Annotated in this window: 16 protein-coding genes; 15 read left to right on the top strand and 1 reads right to left on the bottom strand. The window is 40.0% G+C overall.

Going from position 1 to position 16,353, the window contains the following annotated elements; translation table 11 throughout:
- The first annotated feature begins 11 nt into the window (after nucleotides 1–11).
- From JNUCC51_RS09215 to JNUCC51_RS09165, 11 genes are all read left to right on the top strand, one after another.
- Nucleotides 12–851: a GNAT family N-acetyltransferase gene (locus JNUCC51_RS09215; protein ID WP_337991736.1), complete on the top strand. Its 840-nt coding sequence runs from the start codon at nucleotides 12–14 to the stop codon at nucleotides 849–851.
- Nucleotides 826–1,959, top strand: a complete 1,134-nt coding sequence (menC, locus tag JNUCC51_RS09210; protein ID WP_337991735.1) for an o-succinylbenzoate synthase — start codon at nucleotides 826–828, stop codon at nucleotides 1,957–1,959. The genes JNUCC51_RS09215 and menC overlap by 26 nt, the downstream gene beginning before the upstream one ends.
- Before the next feature lie 456 nt (nucleotides 1,960–2,415).
- Nucleotides 2,416–3,468: a YkvI family membrane protein gene (locus JNUCC51_RS09205; protein WP_337991734.1), complete on the top strand. Its 1,053-nt coding sequence runs from the start codon at nucleotides 2,416–2,418 to the stop codon at nucleotides 3,466–3,468.
- Nucleotides 3,469–4,163: 695 nt separating this feature from the next.
- Nucleotides 4,164–4,781: a TetR/AcrR family transcriptional regulator gene (locus JNUCC51_RS09200; protein ID WP_337992208.1), complete on the top strand. Its 618-nt coding sequence runs from the start codon at nucleotides 4,164–4,166 to the stop codon at nucleotides 4,779–4,781.
- Between the two features lie 115 nt (nucleotides 4,782–4,896).
- Entirely contained in the window at nucleotides 4,897–6,039 is a 1,143-nt protein-coding gene (locus JNUCC51_RS09195; RefSeq protein WP_337991733.1) for an acyl-CoA dehydrogenase family protein, read from the top strand.
- Nucleotides 6,040–6,365: 326 nt separating this feature from the next.
- Entirely contained in the window at nucleotides 6,366–8,000 is a 1,635-nt protein-coding gene (locus JNUCC51_RS09190) for an AMP-binding protein (protein WP_337991732.1), read from the top strand.
- 16 nt (nucleotides 8,001–8,016) lie between these two features.
- Nucleotides 8,017–9,375 (top strand): acetyl-CoA carboxylase biotin carboxylase subunit, encoded by a 1,359-nt coding sequence (locus tag JNUCC51_RS09185; protein WP_337991731.1) that lies wholly within the window; start codon nucleotides 8,017–8,019, stop codon nucleotides 9,373–9,375.
- 24 nt (nucleotides 9,376–9,399) lie between these two features.
- Complete coding sequence (locus JNUCC51_RS09180; protein ID WP_337991730.1) at nucleotides 9,400–9,699, top strand: hypothetical protein; 300 nt, start codon at nucleotides 9,400–9,402, stop codon at nucleotides 9,697–9,699.
- A complete protein-coding gene (locus JNUCC51_RS09175; protein ID WP_031418413.1) occupies nucleotides 9,686–9,898 on the top strand; it encodes an acetyl-CoA carboxylase biotin carboxyl carrier protein subunit in 213 nt (70 codons plus the stop codon). The genes JNUCC51_RS09180 and JNUCC51_RS09175 overlap by 14 nt, the downstream gene beginning before the upstream one ends.
- Before the next feature lie 12 nt (nucleotides 9,899–9,910).
- Entirely contained in the window at nucleotides 9,911–10,828 is a 918-nt protein-coding gene (locus tag JNUCC51_RS09170; RefSeq protein ID WP_337991729.1) for a hydroxymethylglutaryl-CoA lyase, read from the top strand.
- On the top strand, nucleotides 10,825–11,607 hold the full coding sequence (locus JNUCC51_RS09165; protein ID WP_337991728.1) for an enoyl-CoA hydratase: 783 nt from the start codon (nucleotides 10,825–10,827) through the stop codon (nucleotides 11,605–11,607). The genes JNUCC51_RS09170 and JNUCC51_RS09165 overlap by 4 nt, the downstream gene beginning before the upstream one ends.
- Nucleotides 11,608–11,707: 100 nt before the next feature.
- Here JNUCC51_RS09165 and JNUCC51_RS09160 read toward each other — a convergent pair whose 3' ends face one another.
- Nucleotides 11,708–12,112, bottom strand: coding sequence for a hypothetical protein (locus JNUCC51_RS09160; protein ID WP_337991727.1), 405 nt, complete (start codon nucleotides 12,110–12,112; stop codon nucleotides 11,708–11,710).
- A gap of 153 nt (nucleotides 12,113–12,265) precedes the next feature.
- Between JNUCC51_RS09160 and JNUCC51_RS09155 the strand changes: the two genes are divergently transcribed.
- The 4 genes from JNUCC51_RS09155 (at nucleotide 12,266) to ybaK (ending at nucleotide 16,186) form a co-directional block, all read left to right on the top strand.
- Entirely contained in the window at nucleotides 12,266–13,804 is a 1,539-nt protein-coding gene (locus JNUCC51_RS09155) for an acyl-CoA carboxylase subunit beta (RefSeq protein WP_134020295.1), read from the top strand.
- Nucleotides 13,805–14,026: 222 nt separating this feature from the next.
- Entirely contained in the window at nucleotides 14,027–14,620 is a 594-nt protein-coding gene (locus tag JNUCC51_RS09150; protein ID WP_337991726.1) for a VanZ family protein, read from the top strand.
- A 333-nt stretch (nucleotides 14,621–14,953) separates the two neighbouring features.
- Entirely contained in the window at nucleotides 14,954–15,667 is a 714-nt protein-coding gene (locus tag JNUCC51_RS09145) for a hypothetical protein (RefSeq protein ID WP_337991725.1), read from the top strand.
- 24 nt (nucleotides 15,668–15,691) lie between these two features.
- On the top strand, nucleotides 15,692–16,186 hold the full coding sequence (ybaK, locus tag JNUCC51_RS09140; RefSeq protein WP_337991724.1) for a Cys-tRNA(Pro) deacylase: 495 nt from the start codon (nucleotides 15,692–15,694) through the stop codon (nucleotides 16,184–16,186).
- The last annotated feature ends 167 nt before the right edge of the window (nucleotides 16,187–16,353 follow it).

Below are 16,353 nucleotides of genomic sequence, written 5' to 3'. Positions count from 1 at the left end.
AAGTGATAGCAATGATTGACATAAGGGAAATAAAGACAATCGAACAGTTAGAGCAAGTTCAACAATTGGAATATAACGTTTGGGGAATGCCTTCAATCCCCATTCATCAAACTTTAACTGCTGTAAAAAATGGCGGTATCGTTGTTGGTGCCTATGATGGTGATCAATTGGTTGGCTTTAGCTATGGCTTCTCAGGGTTTCGAGAGGGCAAAAGCTATTTATGTTCCCATATGTTAGGGATAGACGAAAATTACCGCTCCAGAGGAATAGGTGAACAATTAAAATATGCCCAGCAAGCAATTGCTATTGAGCGGGGCTACGATTTAATGGTGTGGACGTTTGATCCGCTGGAAACACGAAATGGTTTTCTCAATCTGTCCAAATTAAATGGTATTTGTAATAAGTATATAGAAAATTGCTATGGTGAAATGAAGGATGGCTTAAATAAGGGACTACCTTCAGATCGTTTTGAGGTGTGCTGGTATATAGCCTCTGATTACGTAAGTAAAAATGTTTCAATAGATGCGACGGATGCCATACCAGTGGCTAGCTGTATACTAAATGAGCAAGGATTTCCGCGTTTAAATATAACTGAAAATTTAAAATATAATGAAGACTTATATACAATTCCTGTACCAAAGGATTTTCAAGCATTGAAGGTGCAAGATCCAACATTAGCATTGGATTGGCGTTACAAAACGAGATATTTATTACAACGATTATTTGCGCAAGGTTATGCGGCAGTTCAATTGCAACAGCAAGAACATTACAACGAGTATGTTCTCGTTAAATTAGAAACTTTAAATCTGGAAGGGGCAAAACAATATGAAAATTACGGAAATTACCATTAGACATTTAAAAATGAAATTAAAAGAACCATTTACAACTAGCTTTGGCACATTTGAAGATAGAGATTTTTTAGTTTTAGAGGCTAAAGATGAAGCAGGAACAATCGGTTGGGGAGAATCTGTAGCGTTCCATTCACCTTGGTACAACGAGGAAACATTGCAAACGAACTGGCATATGCTAGAAGATTTTTTAATTCCTCTTATTTTAAATAAAGAGCTTCAGCATCCGGATGAAGTCAATGAGCTATTTAAACCAATTCGTAAAAATAATATGGCGAAATCAACGATAGAAGGTGCTATATGGGATATTTATGCCCAACAGACGAATCAATCCCTTGCAGCTGCACTCGGTGGCAAAAAGGACAATATTGAAGTAGGGATCAGTATCGGTATTCAAAAATCAATCGAGGATCTTGTGGCGTTAGTAGATGGCTTTGTTAAAGAAGGCTATAAACGAATGAAAATCAAAATTAGGCCAGGTTGGGACGTAGAAGTAATGCGTACATTACGTGAAGCATTCCCTGATGTGGCATTTATGGCGGATGCGAACTCAGCTTATAGACTGTCAGATGCTGAAACGCTCAAGCAACTAGATGCTTTTAATTTAACTATGATTGAGCAACCATTGGCGTCAGATGACATCATTGACCACGCAGCATTACAAAAATTAATCGATACGCCAATCTGCTTGGACGAAAGTATCCATTCATTAGAGGATGCACGGAAAGCTGTTGAGTTAGGCAGCACTAAAATTATTAATATAAAAATTGGACGCGTTGGTGGCTTAACAGAATCAAAGAAAATTCACGATTATTGTGAGGCAAATAACATTCCAGTCTGGTGTGGTGGCATGCTTGAGTCTGGTATTGGTCGTGCACATAATGTGGCATTAACAACATTATCGAATTTTATTTTACCTGGAGATACTGCAGGCTCAAGTCGTTATTGGGAAAAAGATATTATCGACCCAGAAGTTGTAGTGAAGGACGGTTATATTGAAGTTCCTCAAAAAGCGGGGATCGGCTATGAAGTGAATAGAGAGACAATCGATTTATTTACAGTAGAGCAGAAAACTTATGGATTGAGTTTGCTTAATTTCTTTCAGCGGTAGTCTCCCACCTCTATAGATGACGAGATGAACGCGGTTTTAAACCACTTATCAGCGGGTGTCCAAACATCCGCTGAAATAAAGGAACTCAGTCTAAGAACGCTACGTCCTGTGGCAATTTATCTGTGCGAAAGCGAAGCGACAGCAACACGGTTTTATCTGTGCGAAAGCGAAGCGACAGCAACACGGTTTTATCTGTGCGAAAGCGAAGCGACAGCAACACGGTTTTATCTGTGCGAAAGCGAAGCGACAGCAACAACAACAACACACGACTGAGTGACCAACATCATGCTGCTGACGCTACGTTAGCACTACGCTTTCGCGCAAAAAACATTTGTTGGCCCAAAGCCTCCGGCGGATGTCACGGAATCAGATAGGAGTTCTTTGTGCTAGCAAAAAGCCGATTCCGGACGCAATTATGCCGAGGCATAATTGATAAAATAGATAAGCAGGTGTTCTATGAAAAAAAGTTGGCAGATAGGTGGCGCATTTGTAGGATTAATCGTTGGTGCTGGCTTTGCATCAGGACAAGAAATTATGCAATATTTTACGAGCTTTGGACTTTACGGTATAGCAGGAGGAATTGTTGCAACAATCGCATTTGCCTTTTTAGGGATGAGTCTAGCGCAATTAGGAGCGGATTCACAAACGACATCTCATAAAGAGGTTATATATCAAATCGGTGGACGTTTTGTTGGGGTTATATTAGATATTGTCATTACATTCTTCTTATTTGGTGTGGCGGTTGTTATGTTTGCTGGATCGGGCTCAACATTCGAGCAAATGTTTAATATAAACCCGATGATTGGCAGTATTTTTATGGTAATCATTACGATTTTAACATTGCTATTAAATGTGAAAAATATTATTAATATAATAGCTTTAGTGACACCTTATTTAATGGGGATCGTTTTTATTATATTAATTTACTCCATTTTTACAATGGACTTAACAATTGCAGAACAGAATATGTTAGCGAAAGAGCAAACATCTGCGGCCTCAAATTGGGTAATGGGCGCACTTCTCTATGTATCTTATAACATAGCTGCTGGTACTGCGATGTTAATTGTTATGGGGGGAACAGTAAAAGAGCGCAAGATTGCTGGTTTAGGCGGTCTTCTTGGTGGTTTAATGCTCGGTGTTTTAATCATACTAATTAATATTGCTATGTTCGTTAAAATGGACGTAGTTGGCGGGGCAGCAATGCCAACATTAGAGCTAGCAAAACAAATTCATCCTGTAGTGGGTATCTTAATGTCCATTGCTTTATTAGGCATGATGTACAATACAGCTGTAGGAATGCTTTATGCATTTACAGTACGTTTTATAGCGCCTGATCATAAATATTTTAAAATAGGTATTGTGGTGATTGGTTTTATAGGCTTCGTTGCTAGTTTAGTAGGATTCACGACATTAGTTGGAAAGGTTTATTCAACAACGGGGTATTTAGGCTTTGCATTAATTATTGCGATCATATTCTCGTGGCTACGTAAAATACCAAAAGCTTCATAATCATGTTTTTGAGATTCTCTAGTGTTATTGTACTGCGCTAGGGAATTTTTTTGATTTTTTGTAATGAAAACAAGTTGGGAATCATATTAGTAAATGTATGTTTGTTTATCTTCATTCAGCAAATCTCTTTTGTACCGAAAGTAAAGCGACAGGTACAGAAGACTCCTCTGCAGGTGGTTAGATGAATGCGGATGTGGTTCCTTTTCAGTGGGGTAACTACTAAATGAAGATAAAGGCTCCGGACGCTAATTACACTAAGGCGAAAATTGATTTGCAGTGATTCATAGAATTCTACTTTGTGTAGTATAAATTCTCGTATTTTGAAATAAAATCTATTTATTCGCTAGACACTAATTTTTTCGAATGCTATATTAATGGTGTCATAGTTTTTTTGTAATTAGGAAAAAAAGGGATTTCGCCAATATAAAGAGAGATGGTATTTTGCTAAAACATTTGCCATATACGTAAGTTGATTGGAGTGAAGACTGGACGCCACCAAGAAGCTTTGCTCTGTGCGAAAGCGTAGTGCTAACGTAGCGGCAGCAACAAATGTTTTATCTGCGCGAAAGCGAAGCGACAGCAACAAAGCGCCCAGCCGGAACGGAAATCAACCACACATTATGGTGATGACCTGAAACTTTTCTAATTATAAAGAGTGATGGAGTAAAGAGTTATAAGAAGGATGATAGATGCCTATGGTAAAGAAAACGTTAAAACAACGCATTGTTGACGCTTCTGTAGTGCTATTTCAGGAAGATGGCTATCACAATGTCACTGTTGATCGCATTGTTGAATACATTGGTGCATCAAAGGGTGGATTTTATCATAATTTTAAATCGAAAGATGAACTGTTGTATGAAATTCACGATGTATTTATTTCATATGTTATTAAGCAGTCACAGGAGGCATATGACAAATACGATACACCGATTACACGTTTATGTGCAATGCTGCAAACACTGACCCAAGTATTTGATATGTACCAAGCACATATAACTGTTTTTTATGAGGAAAGCCGTTCACTGCCAGAGGAATATAGTGAAATTATTCATAAAAAACGAGATCAATATCGGGATATTTTACAAAAAGTCATAGAGGATGGTCAGCAAACAAAGGATTTTCGTACAGAACTACCTTGTACTATCGTAACGATGGCTATTGTTGGGATGATTAACTGGACATACAAATGGTTTAAGCAATCAGGTCCATTAACAATGGAGGAAATTACAGAAGTATTTACGGATATGGTATTGCGTGCGATTGTCACTGAACAAGCAATGGGAGAAGCAGTTCAATTTATGGTAAAGGGGTAGCCAGCAGTATGACTGGTTTTATTAATATTCAATACAAACCGACTAGTCGGTATTTATTGTAACTGTCATCTGAACGAAATCTGCTATGGCACATTAAACATTAGGGGGACTGGGGATGAACTTTGAACTAACGAAAGAGCAAGCAATGATTCGAGATATGGTACGTGATTTTGCTGAAAATGAAATTAAACCGTATGCTCGTGAAGTTGACGAGACATCGACGATGAGAATAGAGAGCTTTAAAAAGATGGCGGAGTTAGGCTTATTAGGTATTCCGTTTCCTGAAGAGTACGGCGGTTCAGGAGGAGATACTGTTTCCTACGCACTTGCTGTTGAAGAAATCGGTCGTGCGTGTGGTGGTACAGGATTAAGCTATGCGGCAGCAGTTAGCTTAGGTGCTTCGCCTATTTACAACTTCGGTACAGAGGAGCAAAAGCAGGAATGGCTTGTTCCGTTAGCGAAGGGAGAAACATTAGGTTCGTTTGGTTTAACAGAGCCCAATGCAGGTTCAGATGCTGGTGGGACTCGTACAACAGCTGTAATTGATGGTGATGATTACATCATTAATGGTGAGAAATGCTGGATCACAAATGCTGGCTATGCACGTCAAATTATTGTGACAGCTGTAACAGGTAAACGTGAAGATGGTAAAAAAATTATCTCATCTATCATTGTTCCAACTAATACTCCTGGCGTAACGATCAACTGCAATTACGACAAAATGGGCGTACGTGGCTCGAATACGTGTGAGATTATTTTACAAAATGTTCGTGTGCCAAGGGCTAATCTTTTAGGGGATGAAAAACGCGGATTTAGCCAATTCTTAAATACTTTAGACGGCGGGCGTATTTCTATAGCTGCACTATCTGTAGGGATTGCACAGGCAGCTTATGAAAAAGCATTAAAATTCGCAAAAGAACGTGAACAATTTGGTGCATCAATATCGAAACTACAGGCAATACAATTTAAATTAGCCGATATGGCAATGGAGATAGAGCTTGCACGTACGTTAGTACATAAGGCGGCATGGCTTAAAGATCAAAAGAAACCGTTCGGGAAGGAAGCGGCAATGGCAAAATTATTTGCTTCTGAAATGGGCTTCCGCACTTGTAATCAAGCAATTCAAATTCACGGCGGTTCAGGCTATATGAAAGAATACGACGTAGAGCGTCATCTGCGTGACATTAAGTTAATGGAAATCGGTGAGGGAACGTCTGAAATTCAACGTCTCGTTATTTCTCGTTTAATTGGCTGTTAATCGTCCATAAGCAATTATGCCTTGGCATAATTGCGTCCGGAATCGGCTTTGTGCTTAGGCCAGCAAATGTTTTTTGTGCGAAAGCGTAGCGGCAGCAACAGGATGCAGGTCAGTTAGCCGTTATCGCATGGATGCGATGATTTTAGGCTAACATCCTTTATTAACTCCTTTCTGATTCCGTGACATCCGCCGGAGGCTTTAACTTATTTCAGCGGATGTCTGAACACACGCTGAAAAGTGACTTAAAACCGCATTCATCTCACCACCTATAGAGGGTGGGAGATTTAAACTGAAAGAAGTTAAAAGCATAAATAAGGAGGATTTTCATGGCAGAACTTGTGTATCAAACTATTGGTCAATTGCTAGATGAACAATCTGAAAAGTATCCACAGCGTGAAGCATTAGTGTATGCAGATAGGGACTTACGAATGACCTACGAGGAGCTCAATCAGCAAAGTCGGTTAGTAGCTAGAGGGTTGATGGCTCTTGGAATAGAGAAGGGTGAGCATATTGCAGTATGGACGACAAATGTCCCAGAATGGGTGCAACTGCAATTTGGTACAGGTAAAATGGGAGCCCCAATCGTCACTGTAAACACTAATTATCGCTCAAGCGAATTGGAATATTTATTGAAGCAATCCGATGCAAAAACGATTATTTTAATTGAAAATTATCGAGACCATTCTTTTATGAATACACTGCAAGAGTTATGTCCAGAGCTTGAACATTGTGAACCGGGTAATTTGCAATCAAAGCGACTACCTTTATTGAAAAATGTTATTTTAATTGGCGAGACAAAATACCCAGGAGTGCTAAACTGGTCAGATGTGTTATCTGCTGCTGAGCAAATAACAGAGGAGCAATTAGATCAAAGACAGCAAGTACTTCATTATGATGATGTTATTAATATTCAATATACATCCGGAACAACAGGTTTTCCGAAAGGTGTCATGTTAACGCATTATAACTTAGTTAATAATGCGATTAATATTGCAGAATGTATGCGTTTAACTTCTGAAGATCGCTTGTGCATCCCTGTTCCTTTCTTCCATTGCTTTGGCTGTGTAATTGGAACATTAGCAATTACAACGAGTGGTGGGACGATGGTTCCAGTTCAGGAATTTTCACCTGCTGAGGTGCTACAAACGGTTGAAAAAGAGAAATGTACCGCGCTACATGGTGTACCAACGATGTTTATTAGCGAACTTAATTTACCGAATTTTTCGTCTTTTGATCTATCAACGTTGCGTACTGGAGTAATGGCAGGTTCTAATTGTCCTATTGAAGTGATGAAAGCCGTTATCGACAAAATTGGGATGACGGATGTTACTATCTGTTACGGACAAACAGAAGCCTCACCTGTTATCACACAAACGAGAGCAGATGACCCGCTATTGTTAAAGGTAGAAACCGTTGGCCGTGCATTGCCGAATCTAGAAGTTAAAATCGTCGTTCCTGGTACTGACGAAGAAGCTGCGCCGAATGAGCAAGGGGAGCTATGTACAAGAGGCTACCATGTCATGAAAGGTTACTATAAAAACCAAGAGGAAACGGTTCTTGCAATTGATGAGGCTGGTTGGCTGCATACCGGGGATTTGGCAACGATGGATGAGGAGGGCTATGTACGTGTAACAGGGCGTTTAAAGGATATGATTATTCGCGGCGGTGAAAATTTATCTCCACGAGAAATTGAAGAATTCCTTTACACACATCCAAAAATTGCAGATGTACAGGTTGCGGGCGTTCCTGATCCTGTTTATGGAGAGGAAGCGGCAGCTTGGATCATTTTGCGTGAAGGAGAACAGGCAACAGAAGAAGAGATTCGGGATTATTGTCGGGATAAAATCTCTAGACATAAAATACCACGACATATTTTCTTTATCGACGACTATCCGATGACTGCATCAGGAAAAGTTCAAAAGTATAGATTACGAGAGAGTTTTGTTCCAGCAGTGAAGTAAGAAGGGGGACGGTGTTATGTTCAAGAAGGTTTTAATTGCAAATCGTGGAGAGATCGCAAGGCGTGTTATAAGAACATGCAAACGACTAAACGTTCAAACAGTAGCGGTGTATTCCGAGGCAGACGCTGAAAGCTTACATGTTAAGGAAGCGGATGAGGCGTTCTGTATCGGAAAACCACCTGTTGCACAAAGCTATTTAAATATTGATCGTATTCTTGAAGTGGCGAAGGAAAGCGGTGCTGAAGCTGTTCATCCAGGCTATGGTTTATTATCAGAAAACGCTGAGTTTGCTAAACGTTGTACAGAGGCGGGCTTAGTTTTTATTGGGCCGAGCGCAGACGTTATTGCTTCGATGGGTAGTAAGTTAGAAGCCCGGAAAACAATGAAGGCAGCAGGTGTACCAATTGTTGAAGGCGTAGAGACACCAGTGAAAGACGTAACAGAAGCTATTGAAATTGCTTCTCGTCTAGGCTATCCGATAATGTTAAAAGCCTCTGCTGGCGGTGGGGGTATCGGAATGCAGCTCGTAGAAAATGCAGAGGAATTGGCAAAAGCCTTTGAGGGAAATCAAAAGCGTGCACAGTCATTCTTTGGTGATGGAACGATGTATATGGAACGATTTATTGCTAATCCTCATCACGTCGAGGTACAAATTATTGCAGATCATGATGGCAATGTCGTACCACTATTTGAACGTGAGTGCTCGATTCAACGTAGAAATCAAAAAGTGGTTGAGGAAGCACCATCTCCATTCATTTCTGAAGAAACAAGAAAAAGTATGTTAGATGCGTCAGTCAAGGCAGTTCAGCATATCGGCTATGTGAATGCTGGAACGATTGAGTATTTAGTAGATGCGGAGCAAAACTTTTATTTTTTAGAGATGAATACGCGCCTACAGGTTGAACATCCGGTGACTGAGGAAATTACAAAACTGGATCTTGTAGAGGAGCAATTAAAGATTGCGGCAAAACAACCATTAGCATTTACTCGCGATAGTATTCAAAGAAAAGGGCATGCAATTGAAGTACGCATTTACGCCGAAAATCCATCGACATTTTTCCCTTCTCCAGGAACAATTACGGCTTTTGATTTACCTACAGGTGAAGGTATTCGCCATGAATGTGGCGTAGAGGCTGGCACTACGGTAACACCTTTTTATGATCCAATGATTAGCAAATTAGTAGTGTGGGGAGAAACACGAGCAATTGCGTGTGAAAGACTCATTGAGGCACTTAAAGTGTATAAAGTAGAAGGAATTCAAACAAATATTCCGATGCTGTTGAAAACAGTCACACATGAACAATTTTTGAAGGGCTATACAACAACTAAATTTGTAGATGAATATTATCTACCTCAATTAGCAGAAACGAAATAAAGCCTCTGAACGTATTGTTTATCTGTGCGGAAGCGAAGCGACAGCAACAAATGTTTTCTGTGCGAAAGCGAAGCGACAGCAACAAATGTTTTCTGTGCGAGTAGCGAAGCGACAGCAACAAATGTTATCTGTGCGGAAGCGAAGCGACAGCAACAAATGTTATCTGTGCGAAAGCGAAGCGACAGCAACAACAACAATTACGCCAAGGCGAAAATGATAAAAAGCATTCGCACTTCACCATTAGTGCGAATGCGTTATATGAAAATCACATACGGTTATCCGTACATTCATACATTTGGAGGGATTTACAATGGCAACAGTTAAAGCGAGCATGGCAGGAACAGTATGGAAAATCGTTGTAGCAGAGGGCGAGAAAGTGACAGCAGGACAAGATGTGGCAATTTTAGAGTCGATGAAAATGGAGATTCCTATTGCTGCAGAAGAAGATGGCGTAGTCACAAAAATCATTGCGAACGAAGGGGATTTCATCAACGTTGATGATGATATTTTAGAAATTGAATAAGGAGGCTTCTTTATGCAGCTACCAAAGCATGTAACGTTAAAGGAAGTAGGTCCTCGTGACGGTTTGCAAAATGAGAAGACACATCTTGCGACTGCCGATAAAGTACAGCTAGTGAATTTACTTAGTCAAACTGGATTGAATTATATCGAAGTAACGTCTTTTGTGCATCCGAAGTGGATCCCACAGCTAGCAGATGCAGTGGAGGTGCTTCAAACCATTAAACGCCAAAAAGATATCACGTATGCTGCATTAGTACCGAACATGCGTGGCCTAGAACGTGCGTTGCAGGCTGAAGTAGATGAAGTGAGCGTGTTTATGTCGGCAAGCGAAAGCCATAATCAAAGTAATATTAATAAATCGATTAATGAAACATTTCCGATATTACAGGAAGTTGTGGTAGGGGCAAGGGCAGCGAATAAAAATGTACGAGGCTATATCTCAACGGTGATTGGGTGCCCGTATGAAGGCTACATACAACCAGAAAAGGTTTTACGAGTAACAGAAAAATTATTAGAAATGGGCGTCGATGAAATTTCACTTGGTGACACGATTGGTGTTGGTGTGCCGACACAGGTAGAAAATCTTTTAGAAGAATTGCTAAAAAGATACCCTGCGGAAAATTTTGCGATGCATTTCCATGATACACGTGGCACAGCACTAGCGAATATTGTTCAATCTTTAGAAATGGGAATTACAAAGTTTGATAGTGCGCTTGGTGGACTTGGGGGCTGTCCGTATGCCAAAGGAGCATCGGGTAATGTAGCCACGGAGGATCTACTTTATTTATTAGATGAAATGGGTATTAAAACGGGTGTAGAGCTGAGTAAAGTGCTAGAGGCTGCGCTATTTATTGAACAGAAACTAGGGAAGGCAGTTGCCTCTAAACAAATGGCGATTGCCCGTAATGAAAGGAGTGCGAGTCAATTATGACGCAGCTCGTTCGTTTTGAATTATTAGAGGGTTGCATTGGGCTTATTACACTTTCCAGACCTGAAGCTGCGAATGCAATGTCTGTACAACTACTCCAAGAACTTAGCACGACACTCGACAACATAAACGGTGATCCGGCAGTGCGAGTTGTCCTACTAACGGGGGCAGGGGAAAAAGCTTTTTGCGCAGGAGCAGATTTAAAGGAACGTAAAGGGATGCCAGACCGACAAGTAAAGCAGATTGTGCAATTAATCGGTGCAACAGTGGCAAAAGTAGAAGCGCTCGCTCAACCAGTTATCGCCGTACTAAATGGCGTTGCTTTTGGTGGAGGACTCGAACTAGCGTTAGCCTGTGATTTACGTCTGGCAGCTACACATGCAAAGTTAGGTCTTACGGAGACATCTCTCGGCATCATCCCAGGGGCAGGAGGCACGCAACGACTTCCACGATTAATTGGCATTGGAAAAGCGAAGGAATTAATTTATACTGCTCGTCGATTAAATGCGGAGGAAGCAAGAAGTTACGGTATTGTAGAGTACGTTCATGAAGGACATGAAGTACTTGAAAAGGCTCAGCAACTTGCGCTCGAAATGGCCAAAAATGCTCCACTTTCTTTAGTACAGGCGAAAATCGCCATGAATCAAGGGATTGAAGTAGATTTAGCTACAGGCTTAAAAATCGAATCACTTGCATATAATGCTCTGATTCCTACAGAAGATCGATTAGAGGGCTTACTTGCTTTCCAAGAAAAGCGAACACCGCAATACTTAGGGAAATAAAAGCTCTGTTGATAGATTTTGAATAGTTTTAAAGTAGGATTTTAAAAAATAGGCGTATCATCAAAAGTGGAGGCTAGTGACTTCTTGGGGTTAAAAGAAATCAAATCCACGATAGGGTGATGAGCCATACAAGTATTTTTAATAGATTTTGGTCCATCATCAGAAGTTTGAAACATATGCAATGCATATAAGTTGATTGGAGTGAAGGCTGGGCGACTCCTCGGGGATCATCGAATAGAGGAACGAAGGCTAAAACCATCACATCCTGTGATAACGCCTTCGTGACCAACATCGGTGCCGCTGCCGCTTCGCTTTCGCGCAATAAACATCTGTTGGCCCGAGACCCTGCAGCGAAGCGGATGTTTTCTGTGCGAAAGCGTAGTGCTAACGCAGCGGCAGCAAATGCTTTATCTGTGCGAAAGCGAAGCGGCAGCAACAACAAAAGCGGCTCATCGAACGCCGCCAGGAAGCTCTGCTCTGCGCGAAAGCGAAGCGTCAGCGGCAAATGTTTTATCTGTGCGAAAGCGAAGCGACAGCAACAAAGCGCCCAGCCGTAACGGAAATCAACCTCACGTTATGATAATGAACCGAGATCTAGGTATATTTATTAATTATCTGTGCTAAGGCGTAACCGAATGGGCAAAAGGAGGAATTAAATATGAGCAATGTACCGACAGAAAATACGACTAAAACAATGAAGGAACAAATTTTAGCAGGTGGTCTGCCAAAATATCACGATAAAAACGCACAGCAAGGAAAGCTGTTTGTACGTGAACGACTCGAATTATTATTAGATGATGGGCTGCAATCAGAAGATGGCTTGTACGCAAACTGCTTAGCTGGGGACTTACCGGCAGATGGAGTTGTAACAGGAATCGGTAAAATCCATGGCCGTACTGTTTGTGTATTAGCAAACGATTCGACGATTAAAGCTGGCTCTTGGGGTAAACGTACAGTAGAAAAAATGATTCGTATTCAAGAAACAGCTGAAAAGCTAAATTGCCCATTACTGTATCTAGTCGATTCGGCAGGTGCACGTATTACTGACCAATTAGAAATGTTTCCGGGTCGAAGAGGAGCTGGACGCATTTTCTATAATCAGGTAAAGCTTTCAGGTAAAGTCCCTCAAATATGCTTACTGTTTGGACCTTCAGCAGCAGGAGGTGCATATATCCCTGCATTTTGCGATATTGTAGTCATGGTAGAGGGCAATGCATCGATGTATTTAGGTTCCCCACGTATGGCGGAAATGGTTATTGGTGAGAAGGTAGATTTGGAAACGATGGGTGGAGCTAAAATGCACTGTTCTGTTTCTGGCTGCGGAGATGTGCTTGCTAAAACGGAGCAGGAAGCTATCGCCTATGCTCGTAAATATTTGAGCTACTTCCCGAACAACTATGCAGAGCGCGGTAAGGTTGAGGCTCCAAAGCCACCAGCTTCATTTGATAAATCGATTGATGAGCTAATTCCAAAAAATCAAAACGTTCCTTTTGATATGTATAAGCTAATTGAACGTATCATTGATGAAGATTCGTTTTGTGAAGTGAAAAAATTATTTGCTCCAGAACTAATTACGGGACTTGGACGCATTAATGGGCAATCCGTCGGAATAATCGCCAATCAACCACGTGTAAAAGGAGGCGTTTTGTTCCACGATTCAGCTGATAAAGCGGCAAAGTTCATATCACTTTGTGATGCGTTTAATATTCCGCTTCTTTTCCTTGCAGATGTACCAGGCTTTATGATTGGTACGCAGGTTGAAAAAGCTGGTATTATACGCCATGGTGCAAAAATGATTTTCGCAATGAGCGAGGCAACCGTTCCTAAATTAACGGTCATTGTTCGTAAGGCATATGGTGCAGGGCTGTATGCAATGGCAGGTCCTGCTTTTGAGCCAGACTGCTGTATTGCACTATCAAACGCACAAATCGCTGTAATGGGTCCAGAAGCTGCGGTCAACGCAGTATATGCAAATAAAATTGCTGAACTTCCAAAAGAGGAGCAGGCAAGCTTTATTGCCGAGAAACGCAAAGAATATCAAGAGGAAATCGATGTCTATCGTCTAGCCTCAGAACTTATCATTGATGATGTTATTGAGCCTAATGATTTAAGAAAAGTACTTGAATCACGTTTAGAGCTCTATATGTCAAAGTACTTATTATTCTCAGAGCGTAAACACGGAGTAAATCCAGTATAAAGTCTGAAATAAAGCTGTCTCAGTTAATTGAGGCGGCTTTTTTGTCCACCACTAAAAGCTAAGAATGGTATTTTGTTAGAATTTGTATAATCATTTTTTTTCTAATTGAACCTGGACAAACGTATAGTATAAGGGGGAGGAATTTAAGTACTCTGAGTATGTCCTAAAAAGCTTTACCCATCTTATTATTACCACTTGCTTGGGGAAGTTGAGCATATTAAAATGATGAGAGGATATAGGGAAGTAGGTAGTACAGGCATGAAAAAAAATAATATACATGGTAGTGCCAAGCTACCATTACCTTATCGTTCATTGATAGATACATATTATTTACCAATTAAGATAACAGGTTGGATATTTTTTAGTATTTATTCCGTTATAGCTTTTTATAAACTGGTCATTGACCGTCTAGTGAATGTAGTAATTATTTTATTTAATGGCGAATATTCTCTAGATGAATTAGGGCTGTTTGATTATAGTGACTGGCGTTTAACTACAAATTTTATTCCCTTTGATACAGTTCTTCGCTATATAAATTACTCTCAGTATTTTAATTTGGATATCATTATTATTAATTTACTAGGTAATTTATTAATATTTACCCCCATGGGCTTTTTACTTCCGTTATTATCAAAAAAGTTTCGTAAAGCTCGGACAGTTATTTTTGTAGGCTTCGTCTCTAGCTTAGCGGTAGAGACCATCCAGTTTATTTTTACGGTTGGGTCGGCAGATATTGATGATTTAATTTTAAATACACTTGGAGCATGGCTTGGTTATTTAGCCTATAAAAGTATACTTATTAAACCTAAAAAATAGATAGAAACAGTCCTTGCTAAAGGGCTGTTTTTTTTTTAGGGGTAAATTAACACTATTTTAAAAGTGATAACAGTAATATTTTTTATTGAAATTAAATATTGAAATAATAAATGAAAGGAATAATCGGTTTTGTTTAGGGTCTTTATACCTAATTAGTCGAAAATGGAATATTCCTTTAGGAGCTTAGTATTAATTTGCTCTTGAATTTGATAAAGAAAATTCCGATAATTAGTGTAAAGAAACTGTTCAGACGGAATAGTTATACTTAATAGAAGAAATTATCATATCTATTATTTATTTCGCATATTAAATTAGAAAGCCGAGGTGAATCATATGAAACTATCCAGTTTAATAGAACAAGAAAAAATTTCATCATACTATAATCGTAAAAAGATTTTACAGCGAAAACAAGCAGGGGATGCATATCGAAAAAACTCATTGTATTTTCAGCCAAAGAAAAATCCGCTATTGCTTGAGCTAGAAAATTTACTATTAGGGCATACAGATCAAGACCTCTACGAGCAACAAAAAGAGGAATCTAAAGAAGTCACGCCTCAACAGCAAGCAATCATTGAAGATTTGCAACAGACGAAAAAGAGTGTGCTCGCTCATGAGAAAACGCAAAAAGCTGAAGCTCTTGAATATTCACAGCTAGAGCATATAGATGGGGAAGCGTCTATAGTAGATGTGGAGACGTTACAAATTCTAGAACAGTTGAAAGATACAGCGCAGCCATCACCACAGGATTTACGTGTAGCGGCGAGTGCAAATGCTCAAATACAAAATGGTCAAGATCTAGATGAAAGTGAACTAGACGACAGTCAGCCTGCTTTTGTACGTGAAGTAATTGAAGTTAAAGTACCAGAACGTTTTTCGAAGGAATTGAAATTGGATCCATTTGCAGATACAATTTTCGGTAAGAATTATGCAGAGGCATATAAGGCGCGAACATTTAAATATGCTTCTGAAAAATATACCACTCATATTCAAATGGCGAAAGATGGCTATCTACCAGGAAATGACTCTATGTTCTCCATGATAGCCTAATGCTGCAGATGGGAGTTTTTTAATATGGCTAAGGCGAAGCATGCGAAAACGAATGCTATAAGATTATTGGAACAACAAAAAATTCAGTTCGAAGTAATTGAATATGAAACAGGTGACGGCCAAGTTGACGGAATTTCGGTTGCTGAAAAAATTGGTCACCCGGTTTCTCGTGTTTTCAAAACATTAGTAGCAAAGGCAAGTGCACAAAAGCTTTTTGTATTTGTTATTCCTGTAGCAGAAGAGCTTGATTTAAAAGCTGCTGCTAAGGTTATAGGAGAGAAGAAAATCGACATGCTTCCGGTTAAGGAGTTACTCAGCTATACAGGCTATGTACGGGGTGGATGCTCTCCAGTCGGCATGAAGAAGCTTTATCCTACTGTCATTGATACGTCAGCTCAAGAGCAAGGAAAGATTATTGTGAGTGCCGGAAAAATCGGCATGCAAGTCCACCTACAACTAGATGATTTAGTTGCTGCAACAAAGGCAAAGCTCGCACCAATTACTACTACCCAAGCATGATATGTTGGGTAGTTTTTTATTTAAGTTGCAGGAAGTAAGAGAAGAAAGCTCCGATAGGGTGAAGAACTGTAGGGAGTGTAAAAGTGATTGGGTAGGAAAAGAACTGCTCAGGTAGAGGAAAAGTTGCTCAGCTAAGCGGAAGAACTGAAAGTAGAATACTCAGGTGT

Source organism: Lysinibacillus sp. JNUCC 51, assembly GCF_015999525.1.
Classification (GTDB): domain Bacteria; phylum Bacillota; class Bacilli; order Bacillales_A; family Planococcaceae; genus Lysinibacillus; species Lysinibacillus xylanilyticus.
Note: the sequence above shows the minus strand (reverse complement) of the source record. Positions and strands in the feature narration are given on the sequence as shown.

Bases quoted from the DNA above. Each gene is read 5' to 3' on its own strand.
- JNUCC51_RS09215 (WP_337991736.1), top strand. From the start codon at position 12: ATGATTGACATAAGGGAAATAAAGACAATCGAACAGTTAGAGCAAGTT.
- menC (WP_337991735.1), top strand. From the start codon at position 826: ATGAAAATTACGGAAATTACCATTAGACATTTAAAAATGAAATTAAAA.
- JNUCC51_RS09205 (WP_337991734.1), top strand. From the start codon at position 2,416: ATGAAAAAAAGTTGGCAGATAGGTGGCGCATTTGTAGGATTAATCGTT.
- JNUCC51_RS09200 (WP_337992208.1), top strand. From the start codon at position 4,164: ATGGTAAAGAAAACGTTAAAACAACGCATTGTTGACGCTTCTGTAGTG.
- JNUCC51_RS09195 (WP_337991733.1), top strand. From the start codon at position 4,897: ATGAACTTTGAACTAACGAAAGAGCAAGCAATGATTCGAGATATGGTA.
- JNUCC51_RS09190 (WP_337991732.1), top strand. From the start codon at position 6,366: ATGGCAGAACTTGTGTATCAAACTATTGGTCAATTGCTAGATGAACAA.
- JNUCC51_RS09185 (WP_337991731.1), top strand. From the start codon at position 8,017: ATGTTCAAGAAGGTTTTAATTGCAAATCGTGGAGAGATCGCAAGGCGT.
- JNUCC51_RS09175 (WP_031418413.1), top strand. From the start codon at position 9,686: ATGGCAACAGTTAAAGCGAGCATGGCAGGAACAGTATGGAAAATCGTT.
- JNUCC51_RS09170 (WP_337991729.1), top strand. From the start codon at position 9,911: ATGCAGCTACCAAAGCATGTAACGTTAAAGGAAGTAGGTCCTCGTGAC.
- JNUCC51_RS09165 (WP_337991728.1), top strand. From the start codon at position 10,825: ATGACGCAGCTCGTTCGTTTTGAATTATTAGAGGGTTGCATTGGGCTT.
- JNUCC51_RS09155 (WP_134020295.1), top strand. From the start codon at position 12,266: ATGAGCAATGTACCGACAGAAAATACGACTAAAACAATGAAGGAACAA.
- JNUCC51_RS09150 (WP_337991726.1), top strand. From the start codon at position 14,027: ATGATGAGAGGATATAGGGAAGTAGGTAGTACAGGCATGAAAAAAAAT.
- JNUCC51_RS09145 (WP_337991725.1), top strand. From the start codon at position 14,954: ATGAAACTATCCAGTTTAATAGAACAAGAAAAAATTTCATCATACTAT.
- ybaK (WP_337991724.1), top strand. From the start codon at position 15,692: ATGGCTAAGGCGAAGCATGCGAAAACGAATGCTATAAGATTATTGGAA.